General features: G+C 65.7%; 14 protein-coding genes. 11 read left to right on the top strand and 3 right to left on the bottom strand.

Annotated features, from left to right (window positions below; translation table 11 throughout):
* The first annotated feature begins 77 nt into the window (after positions 1 to 77).
* The 5 genes from cobN (at position 78) to B843_RS06980 (ending at position 8,044) form a co-directional block, all read left to right on the top strand.
* Positions 78 to 3,734, top strand: a complete 3,657-nt coding sequence (gene cobN, locus B843_RS07000) for a cobaltochelatase subunit CobN (protein WP_025252800.1) — start codon at positions 78 to 80, stop codon at positions 3,732 to 3,734.
* Between the two features lie 187 nt (positions 3,735 to 3,921).
* Positions 3,922 to 4,458 carry an FxsA family protein gene (locus B843_RS06995; RefSeq protein ID WP_025252799.1) on the top strand — a complete coding sequence of 179 codons (537 nt, stop codon included), beginning with the start codon at positions 3,922 to 3,924 and terminating at the stop codon, positions 4,456 to 4,458.
* A 133-nt stretch (positions 4,459 to 4,591) separates the two neighbouring features.
* Positions 4,592 to 6,193, top strand: coding sequence for an apolipoprotein N-acyltransferase (gene lnt, locus B843_RS06990; protein WP_025252798.1), 1,602 nt, complete (start codon positions 4,592 to 4,594; stop codon positions 6,191 to 6,193).
* A gap of 111 nt (positions 6,194 to 6,304) precedes the next feature.
* Positions 6,305 to 7,108, top strand: coding sequence for a polyprenol monophosphomannose synthase (locus B843_RS06985; RefSeq protein WP_025252797.1), 804 nt, complete (start codon positions 6,305 to 6,307; stop codon positions 7,106 to 7,108).
* Between the two features lie 135 nt (positions 7,109 to 7,243).
* On the top strand, positions 7,244 to 8,044 hold the full coding sequence (locus B843_RS06980) for a hypothetical protein (protein ID WP_025252796.1): 801 nt from the start codon (positions 7,244 to 7,246) through the stop codon (positions 8,042 to 8,044).
* Between the two features lie 79 nt (positions 8,045 to 8,123).
* Here B843_RS06980 and B843_RS06975 read toward each other — a convergent pair whose 3' ends face one another.
* Positions 8,124 to 8,507, bottom strand: coding sequence for an RNA polymerase-binding protein RbpA (locus tag B843_RS06975; RefSeq protein WP_025252795.1), 384 nt, complete (start codon positions 8,505 to 8,507; stop codon positions 8,124 to 8,126).
* Between the two features lie 225 nt (positions 8,508 to 8,732).
* On the opposite strand from B843_RS06975, the gene B843_RS06970 reads away from it, so the two are divergent.
* The 5 genes from B843_RS06970 (at position 8,733) to B843_RS06950 (ending at position 13,160) form a co-directional block, all read left to right on the top strand.
* On the top strand, positions 8,733 to 9,059 hold the full coding sequence (locus B843_RS06970) for a hypothetical protein (protein ID WP_025252794.1): 327 nt from the start codon (positions 8,733 to 8,735) through the stop codon (positions 9,057 to 9,059).
* Positions 9,060 to 9,139: 80 nt separating this feature from the next.
* Positions 9,140 to 9,832 carry a YceI family protein gene (locus B843_RS06965; RefSeq protein ID WP_025252793.1) on the top strand — a complete coding sequence of 231 codons (693 nt, stop codon included), beginning with the start codon at positions 9,140 to 9,142 and terminating at the stop codon, positions 9,830 to 9,832.
* Entirely contained in the window at positions 9,832 to 10,014 is a 183-nt protein-coding gene (locus tag B843_RS06960) for a hypothetical protein (RefSeq protein ID WP_025252792.1), read from the top strand. Before B843_RS06965 ends, B843_RS06960 begins: the two co-directional genes overlap by 1 nt.
* A gap of 455 nt (positions 10,015 to 10,469) precedes the next feature.
* Positions 10,470 to 11,393 (top strand): Dyp-type peroxidase, encoded by a 924-nt coding sequence (locus B843_RS06955; RefSeq protein WP_025252791.1) that lies wholly within the window; start codon positions 10,470 to 10,472, stop codon positions 11,391 to 11,393.
* Positions 11,394 to 11,789: 396 nt separating this feature from the next.
* The gene (locus B843_RS06950) at positions 11,790 to 13,160 is read left to right on the top strand and encodes an MFS transporter (RefSeq protein ID WP_025252790.1); all 1,371 of its coding nucleotides are present in this window, start codon (positions 11,790 to 11,792) and stop codon (positions 13,158 to 13,160) included.
* 51 nt (positions 13,161 to 13,211) lie between these two features.
* Here B843_RS06950 and B843_RS06945 read toward each other — a convergent pair whose 3' ends face one another.
* Positions 13,212 to 14,528 carry a class I SAM-dependent methyltransferase gene (locus B843_RS06945; RefSeq protein ID WP_051483469.1) on the bottom strand — a complete coding sequence of 439 codons (1,317 nt, stop codon included), beginning with the start codon at positions 14,526 to 14,528 and terminating at the stop codon, positions 13,212 to 13,214.
* Positions 14,529 to 14,971: 443 nt separating this feature from the next.
* Between B843_RS06945 and B843_RS06940 the strand changes: the two genes are divergently transcribed.
* Positions 14,972 to 16,321 carry an NAD(P)/FAD-dependent oxidoreductase gene (locus tag B843_RS06940; RefSeq protein WP_025252788.1) on the top strand — a complete coding sequence of 450 codons (1,350 nt, stop codon included), beginning with the start codon at positions 14,972 to 14,974 and terminating at the stop codon, positions 16,319 to 16,321.
* An 84-nt stretch (positions 16,322 to 16,405) separates the two neighbouring features.
* On the opposite strand, the gene B843_RS06935 is transcribed toward B843_RS06940, so the two are convergent.
* The gene (locus tag B843_RS06935; RefSeq protein ID WP_025252787.1) at positions 16,406 to 16,993 is read right to left on the bottom strand and encodes a class I SAM-dependent methyltransferase; all 588 of its coding nucleotides are present in this window, start codon (positions 16,991 to 16,993) and stop codon (positions 16,406 to 16,408) included.
* Positions 16,994 to 17,049: the final 56 nt, after the last annotated feature.

Below are 17,049 nucleotides of genomic sequence, written 5' to 3'. Positions count from 1 at the left end.
ACGCGGATCTTCTTTGTTCTTGTTCCGTCCGCGGGCGCGCTTCCCGCCACGAGCCTTTCCCGAGGTTACCCACCAGCATGATTACCCTGCTTTCCACCTCCGACACCGACCTGCTCACCGCTAAGGCCGCGAATGAACACGAGGAGGTGAGCTACCGGTTCGCCAACCCCATCCACCTCTCCGAGGCCGCGCTGCAGGACCTGCTGGGGGACACCGACGTCTTCGTCGTCCGCCTGCTCGGCGGCAAGCGCGCGTGGGAGGAGGGGCTGCGTGCCCTGACAGCCTCGGGCGTGCCCACCGTCGTGGTTTCCGGCGAGCTGGCCGTCGACGCCGAGCTCACGGAAATCTCCACCGTCCCCGCCGGCGTCGCCACCACCGCGCACACCTACCTCGCCGAGGGCGGCACCCGCAACCTCGTCAACCTCCACCACTTCTTGAGCGACACGCTCCTGCTCACGGGCCTGGGCTTCGAGGAGCCCACCCACATGCCCATCTGGGGCCACCTCGACTTCGAGTCCGCCGTCGCCGACCCCGAGGCCCCGCGCATCGGCATCATCTACTACCGTGCCCAGCACCTCGCCGGCAACACCAACTACATCACCCAGCTCTCGCGCGCGATCGAGGCGCGCGGCGCGGTCGCAGTTCCGCTGTTTGCGGCTTCCTTGCGCCAGGCGCCGCAGGAGCTTATCGACGAAATCGCTACGTGCGATGTCCTCATCACCACCGTGCTCGCCGCGGGTGGCACCAAGCCCGCCACCGCCGGAGCCGGTGGCGACGACGAGGCCTGGGACGTGGCCGCGCTCGCGGGCATCGACATCCCGATCATCCAGGGGCTGGCTCTGACCAACTCCCGCGCCGAGTGGGAGGAATCCGACGAGGGACTCTCGCCGATGGACGTCGCCAGCCAGGTGGCCGTGCCCGAGTTCGACGGCCGCCTCATCTCCGTGGCCTTCTCGTTCAAGGAGTACGACGAGCACGGGCTCATCTCCTACGTCCCCGACCTCGAGCGCTGCGATCGGCTCGCGGGCATCGCCTACCGCCACGCGCGGCTGCGCAGGCTGCCCAACGCCGAGAAGAAGCTCGTGCTCATGTTCTCCGCGTACCCGACCAAGCACGCCCGCATCGGCAACGCCGTGGGCCTGGACACCCCGCTGTCCGCGTTGAGGGTGCTGCGCGCCCTCAACGCTGCCGGCTACGACCTCGGCGACACCAGCGCGATCCCGGGGTTCACCGCCAGCGACGTGGAGGGCACCCTCGACGGCGACGCCCTCATGCACGCCGTCATTGAGGCCGGCGGCCACGACCCCGAGTGGCTCACCGAGGAGGTGCTCGAAAACAACCCGCTGAAGCTGGCCAAGGACGACTACCTGCGCTTCTTCGACACGCTGCCCGCCGCCATGCGCGAGGAGATGGAGGAGCACTGGGGCGCGGCCCCCGGCACCCACTACGTCAACGGGGCCACGGGCGAGATCTACATCGCTGGCCTGCAGTTCGGCAACGTCGTGGTCATGGTGCAGCCACCGCGCGGCTTCGGCGACAACCCCGTGGGCATTTACCACGACCCGGATCTTCCCGCCAACCACCACTACTTGGGAACCTACTTCTGGCTGCGGAAGATCTTCGGCGCCGACGCCATCGTCCACATGGGCAAGCACGGAAACATGGAGTGGCTGCCGGGCAAGAACGCGGGCCTTTCGGCCGAATGCTACCCGGATCAGGCGATCAACGAGCTTCCGCTCATCTATCCGTTCCTCGTCAACGACCCCGGCGAGGGCACCCAGGCCAAGCGCCGCGCCCACGCGACCCTCGTCGACCACATGATCCCGCCGATGGCGCGCGCGGAGAGCTACGGCGACATCACCCGCCTCGAGCAGCTGCTTGACGAGCACGCTTCCATCGCCGCCATGGACCCGGCCAAGCTTCCGGCCATCCGCCAGGAGATCTGGACCCTGCTGCAGGCAGCGAAGATGGACTCCGACCTGGGCTGGGAGGAGCGCCCCGACGACGAGGCCTTCGACGACAAGATGATGGAGATCGACGGCTGGCTCTGCGAGATCAAGGACGTCGCGATCCGCGGCGGCCTGCACATCCTGGGCGAGGCCGTCACCGGCGAGATGCGGGTCGAGCTCGTGCTCGCGATGCTGCGCGCCCGCCAGCTGTGGGGCGGCGAGGAGGCCGTCCCGGGTCTGCGCGAATCGCTCGGCCTGTCCGAGGCGGGCGACGAGTCCCGCCACCGCGTCGACGACATCGAGGAGCTCGCCAAGGGGCTGCTCCAGCGTCTCGAGGTAGAGGGGTGGCGAGCCGAAGGCGTCGACAAGCTCGTGCAAGAAACAGAGCTGCCGGAAGGCGCCGATCGCGCGGGACTGGTCAAGCTGCTCGTCTTTACCTGTCAGGAGGTCATCCCGAGGCTGGCGCAGTCCGCCGGCGAGATCGACCAGGTGCTGCGCGCCCTCGACGGCCGCTTCATCGAGGCGGGGCCGTCGGGTTCGCCCATGCGCGGGCTCATCAACGTGCTGCCCACCGGCCGCAACTTCTACTCCGTCGACCCGAAGTCGCTGCCCTCGCGGCTGGCGTGGGAGACCGGCACGCTGCTGGCGGATTCGCTCATCGAGCGCTACCAGGCCGACCACGACGGCGCCTACCCGCAGTCGGTGGGCCTGTCGGTGTGGGGAACCTCCGCCATGCGCACCTCCGGCGACGACATCGCCGAGGTCTTCGCGCTGCTGGGCGTGCGCCCGGTGTGGGACGAGGCCTCCCGCCGCGTCGTGCGCCTCGAGGTCATCTCGCTGGAGGAGCTCGGCCGACCGCGCATCGACACCACGGTGCGCATCTCCGGCTTCTTCCGCGACGCCTTCCCACACGTCATCGCCCTGCTCGACGACGCGGTCCAGCTCGTGGCCAGCCTCGAAGAGTCCGACGAGGACAACTACGTGCGCGCGCACGCCCGCCAGGACGCCGCCGCAACAAGCAACGACGGGGAGGGAAGCGACACGCGCATCCGCCGAATCTTCGGCTCCAAGCCGGGCACCTACGGCGCTGGGCTGCTCCAGCTCATCGAGTCCGGCGCGTGGCGCGACGACAAGGACCTCGCCGAGGTCTACACCACCTGGGGCGGCTACGCCTACGGACGCGGCGTCGACGGCGTGAAGGCCGACGAGGACATGCGGCGGGCCTACACCCGCATTCAGGTGGCGGCGAAGAACGTCGACTCAAAGGAGCACGACATCGCCGACTCGGACGACTACTTCCAGTTCCACGGCGGCATGGTGGCCACCGTCCGCGCGCTCACCGGCAGCAACCCGGAGGCCTACGTGGGCGACTCGACCCGCCAGGAGACGGTCAAGACCCGCACCCTGCACGAGGAGTCCCGCCGCGTCTTCCGCGCCCGCGTGGTCAACCCGCGCTGGATCGAGGCCATGCGCAACCACGGCTACAAGGGGGCCTTCGAGATGAGCGCCACCGTCGACTACCTCTTCGGCTACGACGCGACCACCGGCCTCATGGAGGACTGGATGTACGAGACGCTGACCAGCACCTACGTCGCCGACCCGGTCAACCGCGAGTTCTTCGAACAGTCCAACCCGTGGGCGCTGCGCGACATCTCCGAGCGTCTGCTCGAGGCCCACGAGCGCGGCCTGTGGGAGGAGCCCTCCGAGGAGGCGCTCGACACGCTGCGCCAGACCTTCCTGGAGATGGAGGGCGATCTCGAGGAGCGCAACGACCGCGGGCAGTAGCCCCGGCGCAATGAACCGCACCTTAAACTCGGCGCAGGGTTATTGAACCACTTTCTGCGCCCCGAACCCACGGTGCTGGCGGCTGGGCACGGGCTGAGAGCTCACCCAGCCGCCTATCTTGTTCGCCCTAGGCGAGCAGCGGCAATTTTCCAGGCTATTTTTAGCCTCGCTGGCTATTGTGGGGAACATGCCCGCAATCATTGGTGTTCCCTATATCCTCCTCGAAGCGCTGACCTTCTGGGCCGTGGCCTCCTGGCTCGGCACCGGCGCAGCGCTCATGTGGCTGCTCATCTTCCTCTTCGGTGGCCTCGTCCTGGCCGCCTACGAGATGCGCGCCATCGCCGCCCGTCTGGAAAAGGGCAAGGGAACGCCCGGCCAAGCCGCTGGCGACATCGGCCTGCTTGCCGCAGGCTCCGTGCTCGTCGCCCTGCCCGGCTTCCTGACCTCCATCGTGGGCCTGCTGCTCATCCTCCCGCCGACCCGCGCGCTCGCGCGCCGCGGCCTCGCCAAGAAGCTGCGCGCCTTCATCGAGGACCTGGGCGTTCGCAGCTTCGAAGCCACCAACCAGTACCGCACCCGGGTGAGCTACGGCAGCTTCGGCGATGCCTCCGCCAGCGATGCTCCCGCCTCGCGGCCCATCGTCATCGACGAGACCGAGATCCAGGAGTGGTCGCGAAACCTCAAGCCGGAGGACTTTGGCAAGCCGGGCGGCGGCGCGAAGTAGGCGCCGCAACGCGGCCTAGAAACCCGCCTGGAGAGGCTAGCGTCTCGCCCGGGCGGGTTTTTCCCGCCCGCCGCCCCGCGACTCGTCGCCCCAACGTCCCGCGGTGCCGGGGCAGCGGCTAGAATCAGCGCCGATGTTCACGCTCTTCCTCACGCTGCTGTCCAGGCTGGCGCTCGCCGCCGCCGCGGGCCTTCTCTTGTTTTCCTCCTACGAGCCGCTCGGGTGGTTCGTCGCGGCGTGGGTGGGTGCTGGCCTGCTGTTTCTCTCCCTCGCCCCGCGTTCCGCGTGGCCATTTGTCGGCGGCAGCGGGCGACTCGTCCCCGCCCGTCAGCGCCCCGCGCGGTGGTTCCAGCGCCCGCTTTTCTGGCTTGTCGATGCCTACGGCAACCTGAGCGGAAGAGGAGGATTCCTCGTAGGATTCGCCCACGCGATGACGCTCTATCTCTTGCTCCTGCCGTGGATCGGCGAGCTGGTGGGCAAGATGCCCTACATCGCCCTGTGCATCTACCTCGCGCTCTGGTCGGGACTGTTCGGAACGCTCATCGCCAGGCTCGGCGCACGCAGGTGGATGCCGTGGGCCTTCGCCTTCGTGTACCAGGCCATCGAATGGGCACGCAGCACCTTCCCCTTCGGGGGCTTTGCGTGGGTGCGGCTGGGCTGGGGGCAGGTCTCGGGGCCCCTCAAGGAGCTGGCGGCCTGGGGCGGGCCAGCACTGGTGGGCTTCAGCACCGTGTGCGTGGGCCTCGCGCTCGTCGGCGTGCTGCGCGCCGACAGCCGCAAGCTCGGGGCCGCAGTTCTGGCCGTCGCCGCGGTGGCCACCGGCACCGCCTGGGTGACCGGCGGGAAGGCACCCGATTCCGGCTCGGTGACGGTCGCCGCGGTGCAGGGCAACGTGCCGCGCCTCGGCCTGGACTTCAACGCCCAGCGCCGCGCGGTGCTCACCAACCACGTCGAGGAGACCATGCGCATCGACCAGCCCGTCGACATGGTGATCTGGCCGGAGAACGCCTCCGACGTGGGCCCGTTTACCGACCCCCAGGCGAAAGCACTCATCGACCAGGCAGTGCAGAAGGTCGACGCGCCCATCCTCGTGGGCACGATCACCCGCGACGAGGTGGGCGACCGTAACACGATGGTGGTCATGGATCCGGACACGGGCGTGGGGGAGTACCACTACAAGAAGTTCCTGCAGCCGTTCGGCGAGTACATGCCCTGGCGGCGCTTCTTCCGGATGATCACCCCGCTGGTGGACCTGGCCAGCGACTTCAAGCCCGGCGACGGCGACGGGGTCGTGCACATCAACGCGCGCAACCACGATAACCCGATCGCGGTGGGCGTCGCCACCTGCTACGAGGTCGCCTTCGACGCCGCCGGACGCGACGCGGTCAAGGCGGGTGCCCAGATCCTGACCACCCCGACGAACAACGCCACCTTCGGGTTCTCGGACATGACCTACCAGCAGCTGGCCATGAGCCGCATGCGGGCCATCGAGCTGGATCGCTCCGTGGTGGTCGCGGCAACGTCCGGTTCCTCGGCCATGATCCTGCCCGACGGAACCGTCACCCAGCAGACCGGCATTTTCGAGGCGCGGCACCTCATCGAGTCGCTCCCGCTGCGCGACACCCTCACATTCGCCGCCCGATACGGTTCTTATGTTGAATACATCTTGGTTATCATAGGAACAATGTGTGCTGTCGGCGCGTTGTCCTTTCGAAAGCAGCGCAAGGACGCCTAGCAACTCATAAGCGCTCCGCGCCCGTACTCTGGCGCCGCCGCCAATACGCCTACTCGCCCGCACCGATCGTGGCGCCCGCGAACCCGAAGCAAAAGGAGAAACCTTACTGCCATGAGCAAGCCCAGCGACAAGACCCTGGTCATCATCCCCACCTACAACGAGCTCGGCAACCTGCCGCTCATCACTGGTCGGGTGCGCTCGGCAGCGCCAGACGTGGACATCCTCATCGTTGACGACAACAGCCCGGACGGCACCGGCGAGGCCGCCGACAAGCTGGCCGCCGAGGATTCCCACATCAAGGTCTTCCACCGCGAGGGCAAGGGCGGCCTGTGCGGCGCCTACGTGGCCGGCTTCCGCTGGGGCCTCGAGCGCGACTACACCGTCCTGTGTGAGATGGACGCCGACGGTTCCCACGCGCCGGAGGAGCTGCACAAGCTGCTCGAGCAGATCGACGACGGCGCCGACCTGGTCATCGGCTCCCGCTACGTGCCCGGCGGCAAGGCCGTCAACTGGCCGATGAAGCGCTACGCGCTGTCGAAGGGCGGCAACATCTACATCTCGGTCGCCCTCGGCCTGGGCCTGTCGGACGTGACCGCTGGCTACCGCGCCTTCCGCCGCCAGGTTCTCGAGACCGTTAACCTCGACGAGCTCTCCAACGCCGGCTACATCTTCCAGGTGGACATGGCCTTCCGAGTTGTGCAGGCGGGCTTCGATGTCCGCGAGGTGCCGATCACCTTCACCGAGCGCGAGATCGGCGAGTCCAAGCTAGACGGCAGCTTCGTCAAGGACTCCCTCTTCGAGGTGACCAAGTGGGGCTTCAACCACCGCAAGGAGCAGGTGACCTCCTTGGTCAGCGAGCTGGGCAAGCAGGCCGACCACGGCATCAAGGCCTTCCGCAAGAAGCACTCGATCTAAGAAAATAGCGCGCCTACCTCGTGCCCTCCCGCCGCCACCGGCCGGGAGGGCACGAGCGTGTCTTGGGCCACTTTCTTGGGTTCACTTCCGATCCAATGTGCCCCCAAGTCCACCGCCCCTACTAGGGTGTACGGAATGAAAAAAAGCGTGATTTTGGCGGCGGCGCTCATGGTAGCCACCGCGGTCCCCGCACATGCATTGACCATCGCCCCCGACTCCGTGCCGCAGCGCTCGGAGATGGCCGTGGTCTACGATGACGGAACCGAGGTCGACTCCGCCAACGCGCACCAGCCGCGCGAGGCGATGTCGCTGGCGAAGCTGTACCTGGGGCACTGGGTGCTCCACCACGGCGCACCTGAGGATCAGGCGCTCGTGGAGAACATGATCCGCTTCTCCGACGACGGCGTGGCAACCACCCGGGACCGCAAGTACCCGCAGGCCATCCCCGAGACCATTTCCGCCTTCGGGCTGGGGGAGACCAGCTACAACGGTTACTGGGGTGACACCACCACCTCGGTGAGCGACGTCGCGCGCTTCCTGCAGGCGATCCGCAACGACGCGGCCTCCCAGCCGATCATCAACGGCATGAGCACCGCCCACCCGCTCGCGGCCGACGGCTACGTGCAGAACTACGGCACCTCTCAGATCAAGGGCGTGCAGGGCACCAAGTACGGATGGTCGGACGACCGCTCCGTCAACGGCACCGCCTCGATCGGCCCCGACTACACCATCGCGATCATCACCTTCGGCACGGCCGCCGATGCCACCTCGGATGCCTTGGGGGCCGTGACCGACGACTCCCAGACCGCGGCAAGCCAGCTGAAGGACAAGCTGCGTTGCCACATGGATCAGGGCTCGAGCAGCGTCCTCGACCAGGTCCTCAACGACCAGACCCCGGTCCCGCAGCAGGTCGTCGACGCGATTCTCGCCTGCTAGTCTAGAAAACGACTTGAGCCCCTGCCACCACATGTCGGTGGCAGGGGCTCGTCGGCTTGCTGCGGAGCGCTAGGGGAGGCTAGGCGTTCTTCGCCGCCTCTTCCTCCTGCTGCTTGAGCAGACGCTGGGCGTTGCGGCGGCGCTTGCGCAGCTGCTCGATGCGCTCCTCGAGGAGGACGTCGAGCTCCTCGATGGAGCGGCGCTCGCGGAGCATGTCCCAGTGGGTGCGCGGCGGCTTGGCCGGCTTGGACTCGATGCCCTCGCCCTCGACGAGGGTGCCGATCTGGCCGTTCTTGCACAGCCAGGTGCCGGGGATCTCGGCGTCGTCAGCGAAGGGGACCTCGAACACATCGCCGGCCTCCGTCTTGTAACGAACCAACTGGCGCGGTGCCAGGTCGTGGTCACGGTCCGTTTCGTAGCTCACGGCGCCCATGCGGCTGCCGCGGAGAACGCGATCTGCCATTAGGTGATCAGTCCTTTCATCGAATGCGTGCACGCCGCGGCACGCGTGCCGGGCATGTAAGGTCTTTCATACTAACGCACGAGCACCCCCAGATTGTTCCCGGCCCCCGTTATAAGCAGTAGTTTTCGGGCAATCAGACAAGGCTGAAGGGGGAGATGGCCTAAAAGGAGGGGAGAACCATATTCGGATTATCGCCCCCATACGTAAGTGAGTAGACTATGGAAAATGTCAGCGAAGCGCCAACCAACGTGCCAGTGGTGCGGTAAAGAAATCGCCGAGTCCCCGCGGGGCAGGCGGAAGAAATACTGCAGCCAGGCGTGTCGTCAAAGGGCCTACGAGCAGCGCTTGAGCGTTCAGGGCACGGAGATCCCGGCATCAGCTGTCATCCTGCGTCCCGAGAACGTCGACGCCATGCGCGATAAGCTCTTCGAGCTTCGGTGCCTTGCCGAGGACATCGCCACGGCTTCGAAGGAAGGGGCGCGCTTTGATGAGCTCGACCCCCTGTGCCAAGAGCTGATTACTCTGGCGAGGGACCTCGAAAAAATCAGATAGACCGACTGTGAGTGTCGCAGCTGCTGCACGCCTCAGCCTTCACACGAACCCTTCCAGCGACGAGGTTTAAAGCGAAGAACATGGACCGTAAACGAAAGATCATCCTTTTCTCCGGCGTAGCCGCCATCCTCATCCTCGGTCTCATCACCGTGGTCTCCATCGTCATTCCCTTGATGCATGCCCCGGGAGTAAAGACCCCGGAGCTCGACGCATCCAATGCGAAGCCGGCCACCACGGAGGTCGACGGCGACTGGCAGGTCGTCTACGGTCAAAGCCCCAATATCAGCTCCGTGGGTTTCACCTTCGACGAGCTGCTTCCGGCCAAGGAGCAGGTGACCTCGGGCTCGACCCGCGCGGTCAGCGGTGATGTTTCTATCCAAAACAAAACCCTGACCTCGGCGCACGTCGAGGTGGACATGTCCGCGGTGGCCACGGACCAGGAAAAGCGCGACATCAACGTCCGCAACAAGATCTTCGAGACGAACAAGTACCCGTCGGCCTACTTCGACCTCGACGGCAACGTCGACGTGTCCTCGCTGGGCGATAACGCGGAGGTCTCCGAGATCACCGCGCCCGGCAAGCTGACCATCCACGGCCAGACCAACCAGGTCGACCCGACGTTCAAGGCCGTTCGCTCCGGCGACCAGATCATCCTGTCCACGTCGATCCACATCAACCGCAACGACTACGGCGTCGAGTCGCCGGAGTTCGTCGCCGCGAAGATCAACGACGAGGGCGACATCAACATCCTGCTCACGCTGGAGAAGAAGTAATGCCCGTCCACAGAATGATCCCGGCGCTGTGGGTGCGGCTGATCGTCATCATCGGGTTCGGGATCTTCGTCGCCACCCAGCACCTCATCTGGATCGCCGCCGTCGCCGTGCTCCTCGCGCTGCTGACGGCGGGGCAGTTGGCCAGCGCCTACAAGGAAAAGCGCCGACGATCCGAGCTTTAGCACAAAGGGAAACGCGTCCCCTTTTCGTCACTGTGACGAATTGGGGACGTTTCCCTGTATGCGACAGGGGCGAGGCAAGAAGCCATTTGCGCGGCTTCAAGCTCCCAAAGAGGCGGTCGCGCCGTCGCGGTCCTTGCTTGTCGACGGCCAAGGCTCAAACGCGCACATCCGCCGTGGCGAGCCGGAGGCGCTGCGGCGGCAGGCTAATCTATAGGTTTCCGTACGTCGCTGGCGGCGCCAGGATGCCGTGGCATCGCGGAATGAAGTGGACCAGACTGATAAATTGAGGGCCGCGCGCCATGGGCGTCGACAAGCGAAAGCCCCGTAACAGGCATCTTCCCGTAATTGTCCGATAATGTACATTATGTCATTTTAGATGGATGGGGCACTTCCCCCTAGGACGTGACTACCATGGAAACGGTCAGCCCACCCGCCTTCCCAAGGAGCGTTCACCCATGCCATCCCAAAGCATCGTCGCAGACCCCTCGGCCGCCGCGCTGTTCCTCGTGCTCACGATCGACGACTCGATCGACGGCGCGCTTGATAACGTACGCGACGTCCTCGGCGACTTCCCGGGGCTCGTGCGCACCGTCTCGTTCAGGCACCCCGAGGCCGAGCTCCACGGCGTGATTGGCGTGGGCGCGGCGCTGTGGCCGAAGCTCACGGCGGCCCCGGCGCCGGCGAAGCTGCACCCGTTCAAGGAGCTGCGCGGCGCTGTGCACCACGCGCCCGCAACCCCCGGCGACATCGTCCTCCACGCGCGCGCCGCCACCCCGGACATGTGCTGGGAGCTAGCCCGCATCGTGCTGGACAAGCTAGGCACTTGCGCCACCGTCGTGGACGAGACGCAGGGCTTCAAGTACTTCGACAACCGCGACCTGCTCGGGTTCGTCGACGGCACGGAGAACCCCGAAGGCCAGGACGCGCTCGACGCTGTCCACATCGGCGACGAGGACCCCGACTACGCGGGCGGCTCCTACCTCATCGTCCAGAAGTACACCCACGACATGGGCGCCTGGGACGAGCTGTCCACCGAGGAGCAGGAAAAGGTCATCGGCCGCACCAAGCTGGACGACGTCGAGCTCGACGACGAGACCAAGCCGGACAACTCCCACGTCGCCTTGAACGACGTCGACGGCGACATCCTACGCCTGAATATGCCGTTCGGCAGCTTCCTCGACGGCACCTCCGGCACCTACTTCGCGGGCTACGCGGCCGACCCCGCGGTCACCGAGGAGATGCTCACCAACATGTTCATCGGCAAGCCCGAGGGCAACACCGACCGCATCCTCGACTTCTCCACGGCATCCACCGGCACCCTCTTCTTCATTCCCTCGGCTGCCCTGCTTGAGGATTTCGAGGAGCTGCCGCTTCCCTAGCCCGCTTGTCGACGCTACGCCGGCGGTCCTCATTTGGCGCCCGCCTTCCGCCTCGCCCGCTGCACATCTCGACGGATGTACGCAGCGGGCGTTTCCCATGCTGCCCGAATTTTGCTTGGTTGATCACATTCAAACGCGTCGGTCAGCCGCCGAAAACCTTTGCATTACGCAAATTGGAGCCCAAAAGCAAAAATAATCCCACATAATGCAATATCTCACATTATGGGACTTGACTCCCACCTTTTGAGATTCTAAGGTAAGTACTGTCGCGATTCAAAAAGGGTTTCCTTACCGCTAACCCTTCGGAGCTTCATCAGGAGTCGGCGCGCCCACAAGGTCCCGCCCGCACGCCAAGCGGCATTATCTTCATTATTCAAAAGTAGGACTATTCTCATCATGTCAACCGTCGCAACCGAGACCCTGTCTCCCACCTCGACGGCGCCGATGGCCGACAAGGCCACCAAGCGCCGGATTATCACCGCCTCCATGGTGGGCACCACCATTGAGTTCTATGACTTCTACGTCTATGCGACCGCGGCCGTGGCAGTCTTCCCCTATCTGTTCTTCCCCAAGAACGACGACCCCAGCGTCGGCCTCTTGCAGTCCTTCGCCACCTTCGGTCTGGCGTTCGTCGCACGCCCTCTGGGCTCGGTTGTCTTCGGCCACTTCGGCGACCGCATCGGCCGCAAGGCCACCCTGGTCGGCTCGCTTCTGACCATGGGCATCGCCACCTTCCTCATCGCCTTCCTGCCCACCTACAATCAGGTCGGCCTGCTGGCCCCGGCCCTGCTCGCGCTCATGCGCTTCTGCCAGGGCCTGGGACTCGGCGGCGAGTGGTCCGGCGCAGCGCTGCTGGCTACCGAGACCGCTGAAAAGGGCAAGCGTGCTTGGGCCGCCATGTGGCCGCAGCTGGGCGCCCCGTTCGGTTTCCTGTGCGCCAACGGCTTCTTCCTCACCTTGGTCACCGTGCTCGGACACACGGGCGGCGACATCGAGGGCGCGTTCATGAGCTGGGGCTGGAGGCTCCCCTTCGGCCTGTCCGCGATCATGGTCATCATCGGCCTGTGGGTCCGCATCAAGCTGGAGGAGACCCCGGTCTTCCGCGCCGCCGTCGAGCAGGGCAAGAAGGTCAAGACCCCGCTGGCAGAGGCATTTAAGACCTCGTGGCGCCCGATGGTTCTGGGCACCTTCGTCATGCTGTCCTGCTACACCCTGTTCTACCTGGTCACCACCTGGATCCTGTCCTACGGCATCGGTAAGAGGGAAACTGGCCTGGGCCTGGGCATCGCCTACAACGACTTCCTGAAGCTGCAGCTGGTCTCCATCTTCGCCTTCATCGTCGGCATCCCGCTGGCTGGCCAGTGGGCGGACCGCTTCGGACGCCGCAAGTTCCTGCTGGTCGTCTCCGCCGCGATGATCGCCTTCGGCTTCACCTTCGACCTGTTCCTTAACCCCGACCACGCCACCAAGGGCAGCGTCCTCGCCTTCCTGACGGTGGGCATGTTCCTCATGGGCCTGGTCTTCGGCCCGATGTCCGCGGTCCTGCCCGAGCTCTTCCCCACCAACGTCCGCTACACCGGCTCCGGCATCAGCTACAACGTCTCGTCCATCCTGGGCGCGGCAGTGGCCCCGTTCATCGCCACCGCGCTGGCTCGCGACTTCGGCGTCCAGTCGGTCGGCTGGTACCTCATCGTCGTCTCCGTCATCACGCTGTTCTCCGTCTACGTCATGCGTGAGACCAAGGAGTTCGATCTCGAGGAGATCTAGCACCTGCGCTTTAGGCCCTTTCCTTATCGGGAAGGGCCTTTTTGCATTCGCTTATCGACGACCACGGCGGTTGCGTGTGGTGACCGTCAGCTGGACCGCATCCAGCGCGCCGACCTTGAACAGCGCCTCCGCCATGGCGAGGTAGAAGACCCACATACGCCGGTACACGGCGTCGAAGCCGTCGGCGGCGGCCTCGCGCTCGTTGCCCTCGAAGGTCTCACGCTGCAGCGCCAGACCCCGCACGTAGTGACTGCCGATGTGCGTCTCCGCGATGACGCGCAGCCCCGTTTCCCGATCGAAGAGCCGGTGGAGCTCGGACATGGGCACCGGCGAGAAGGCGGGCCACAGGTAGGCCCGGGCGAGCTCGAGGCAGTCGCGGGCGAGCGTGTCGTCCTCGCCCGCGGCGACCACGGTCTGCAGCGCCGCGAAGCCGCCCATGGTGAGCAGCCTATCGATCGAGCGCGCGTACACCCTCCTGCCCCGCTCGCCCAGCCTTTCTAGCTTCTCGACGCTCACGATGGCGTCGTAGTGGCTCTGCCAGTTGCGCGGGTTGGGGAACGGCTCGTCAATCAGCTCGACGCTGACGTTGTCGCTCACGTTTGCCATCTCCAGCACCGCGCGGACGTCGCTCGCCTGATCCGCGTCGGCGGTGAGCAGGTCGACCGTGGCGTGCCGGTGGGCGGCGGCGATGCCGACCGCGCCGCCGGAGGCCGGGTAGTCCACGAGGTGGGTGTTGTTGCGGACACGCGCCGCGTCGAGGAGCATCCGCACCGCGCGCAGCTGGGCCTCGGGCAGGTCCTCGCGCTCAACGACGGTCGGCTCCGACAGGGTGGTCACGTCCACGTAGTGCTGGGCCGGCTCGTTGCCGCGGCCCGCGCCCTGGACGAAGCTCTTGACCGCCACGCGTTCCGTGGTGGGAACCCCGGAGGAGAACACCGTGCCGTGGCTGCTCATGCCGTCGCCGGAGAACAGCCGAACCAGCTGCGCTGGAAGCTCGAGGCCGGTGTAGGCGCCGCCCACGTCCTCCTTCGAGGGTTTCGGGTGGTAACCGGCCTGGAGAAGCCCGGTGAGCACCTCCACGATCTTGGGCGTGCTCCACTCGCCCGCCATGTACCCCTCGGCGAGCCCGAGGAACCCGTGTTCGGACAGGCGCACGAACAGCGACTCCTCAAAGATGACGAGGTCGGCGCTCGGCCCGCTCATGACGAAGCCCGCCTTGTCGCAGGCCTGGGCGAACTCAGCCTCGGCGCGGCGCGCGCCCCAGGCTGCTCGGAAACCGGAAGGCACCGTGGCGACTCGCGGCCACACCGACGGGTCCACTCGGAAACCCGCTGCGGGTCGGCGAGAGAACTCGCCCTTTGGCGGCATATAGCGCTCCCCTCGTTGATTGGTCATTACCAGCTTTGGCCCTCGATTTCCACCCTTTTATCCGGGGGCATGGGGCACCTATTTGACAGATTAACGCGATTTGCAAACGGGGTGTTGCCCCCGCGCCGAGCGGCGGGGAGAACGTCGTGGAGCGAAGCCACGACGAATAAAGTGAACACCTTTTGAGAGCGAAAACACTCGTCGTTCACCGATAAAGCGCTTCCTAGCTGTCCAAACGCGGACTACCCCCGAAAGTCACATTCAAAAGAGTGACGTTCAACAGTATCTGTTGCTTTATAGGGTAAGCCCTTGCAACCAGCCCCGGGGGCGAAGATGAAAATTGGGTTTTCGCACTGTAGCATGAGATAAATCACCCGGAGATTAGGTGAAACTCACATTCACAATTGTGTTAAGCACGCACTTCATACAGGAGAAAATCGCATATGTCTGAGACTCCATTTCGCCCTGAGGGCGGCCGTCACCACGTAGTGGTCATCGGCTCTGGATTCGGCGGCTTGTTCGCAGTGCAGAACCTCAAGGATGCTGACGTCGACGTCACCCTTATCGACCGCACCAACCACCACCTGTTCCAGCCCCTGCTTTACCAGGTGGCAACCGGCATTCTTTCCTCCGGCGAAATCGCTCCTTCCACCCGCCAGGTTCTGGCGGACCAGGAGAACGTCCACATCATCAAGGGCGAGGTCACCGACATCAACATCGCCGACAAGCTGGTCACCGCCGAGCTTGACGGCTTTACCAAGGTGCTCTCCTACGACAGCCTCATCGTCGCCGCGGGCGCCGGCCAATCCTACTTCGGCAACGACCAGTTCGCCGAGTTCGCTCCGGGTATGAAGACCATCGACGACGCCCTCGAGCTGCGCGCCCGCATCATCGGCGCCTTCGAGCGCGCCGAGCTGACCGAGGACCCGGCCGAGCGCGAGCGCCTGCTCACCTTCGTCGTCGTCGGCGCGGGCCCGACCGGCGTCGAGCTGGCCGGCCAGCTGGCCGAGATGGCCCACCGCACCCTGGCTGGCGAGTACAACCGCTTCAACCCGGCCAACGCAAAGATCATCCTCCTCGACGGCGCCCCGCAGGTGCTCCCGCCGTTCGGCAAGCGCCTCGGCCGCAACGCACAGCGTGCACTGGAGAAGATCGGCGTGACCGTCAAGCTCAACGCCATCGTCACCGACGTCACCGAGAACTCCGTGACTTACAAGTCCACCACCGACGGCTCCGTCGACACCATCGAGTCCTACTGCAAGATCTGGTCCGCAGGCGTGGCAGCCTCCCCGCTGGGCAAGATGATCGCCGACCAGGTCGGCCTCGAGGTCGACCGCGCCGGCCGCGTCCCGGTCAACCCGGACCTCACCGTGGGCGATGAGAAGAACGTCTTCGTCGTCGGCGACATGATGGGCCTTAACGGCCTCCCGGGTGTTGCCCAGGTGGCCATCCAGGGCGGCGAGTACGTCGCCGAGCAGATCGCCGAGGAGGCCGAGGGCCGCTCCTCCGACGCCCGCGAGCCTTTCGAGTACTTCGACAAGGGCTCCATGGCCACCATCTCCCGCTTCAACGCCGTGGTGAAGATGGGCAAGGTCGAGATCACCGGCTTCATCGGCTGGCTGCTCTGGCTGGTCGTCCACGTGATGTTCCTCGTGGGCTTCCGCAACCGCGCCACCGCCATCTTCTCCTGGGGCATCAACGCGATCTCCCGCAAGCGCTGGAACCTGGCCACCACGAGCCAGCAGCTCCACGCGCGTGCCGAGATGGTCAAGCTCAACAAGCAGGCCAAGTAGCAGCCCCCGGGCCCGATAAATTTTTACCCCCGATCCCCTGAAATTTTTCTCAGGGTCGGGGGTAAATTGCGTTAGCCTTGCCTCCTACTTGGAGAGCACGGCGACGAGGAAGTCGCTCGACTGCGGGTCGAAGGGGCGCAGGTCCCAGGTCGAGAAGGTCGCGTCAACCCGGAAGCCCACGGCACTGGCCGCCTCGAGGAAGGCCGGGAACGGCAGCCCGCGGCCGGCGCTGAATCCGATCACCGCGCGGCCGCCCGGTGCCAGCGCCGCAAAGAGGTTCTGGAGCGCTGGCTGGCGCTCCTCCGGGGCGAGAAAGGTTATAACGTTTCCGGCGCACACGATGGCCTCGAAATCGGCCTCCGGGATGCTCCCCTCTTCGGCGAGGTTGCCCACCTCCCAGGTCGCCTCCGGGAAGTCCTCACGCGCGACCTCGATGAGGTACGGGTCGAGGTCGACGCCCACCACGGAGTGCCCGGCCTGTTGCAGGTATCCGCCCACGCGCCCGGTCCCGCAGCCTGCGTCGAGGATGCGGGAGCCGCGGGGCACCATGGCGTCGATGAGCCGGGCCTCGCCGACGATGTCTCTGCCTTCGGCTTCCATGTTCTTCCAGCGCGCCGCATAGTTGCGGGAGTGCTGCGGGTTTCGGGTGGTGATGTCGGTCCATGTTGGCATGCCACCCAGTATAGGAAGCCCGTCGCTTCGGGGTCTGCGGCTGCGGCGCCATGGCC

The organism is Corynebacterium vitaeruminis DSM 20294 (genome assembly GCF_000550805.1).
Classification (GTDB): domain Bacteria; phylum Actinomycetota; class Actinomycetes; order Mycobacteriales; family Mycobacteriaceae; genus Corynebacterium; species Corynebacterium vitaeruminis.
The sequence above is the reverse complement of the archived record's forward strand: the minus strand, read 5'-3'. Positions and strand labels throughout refer to the sequence as shown.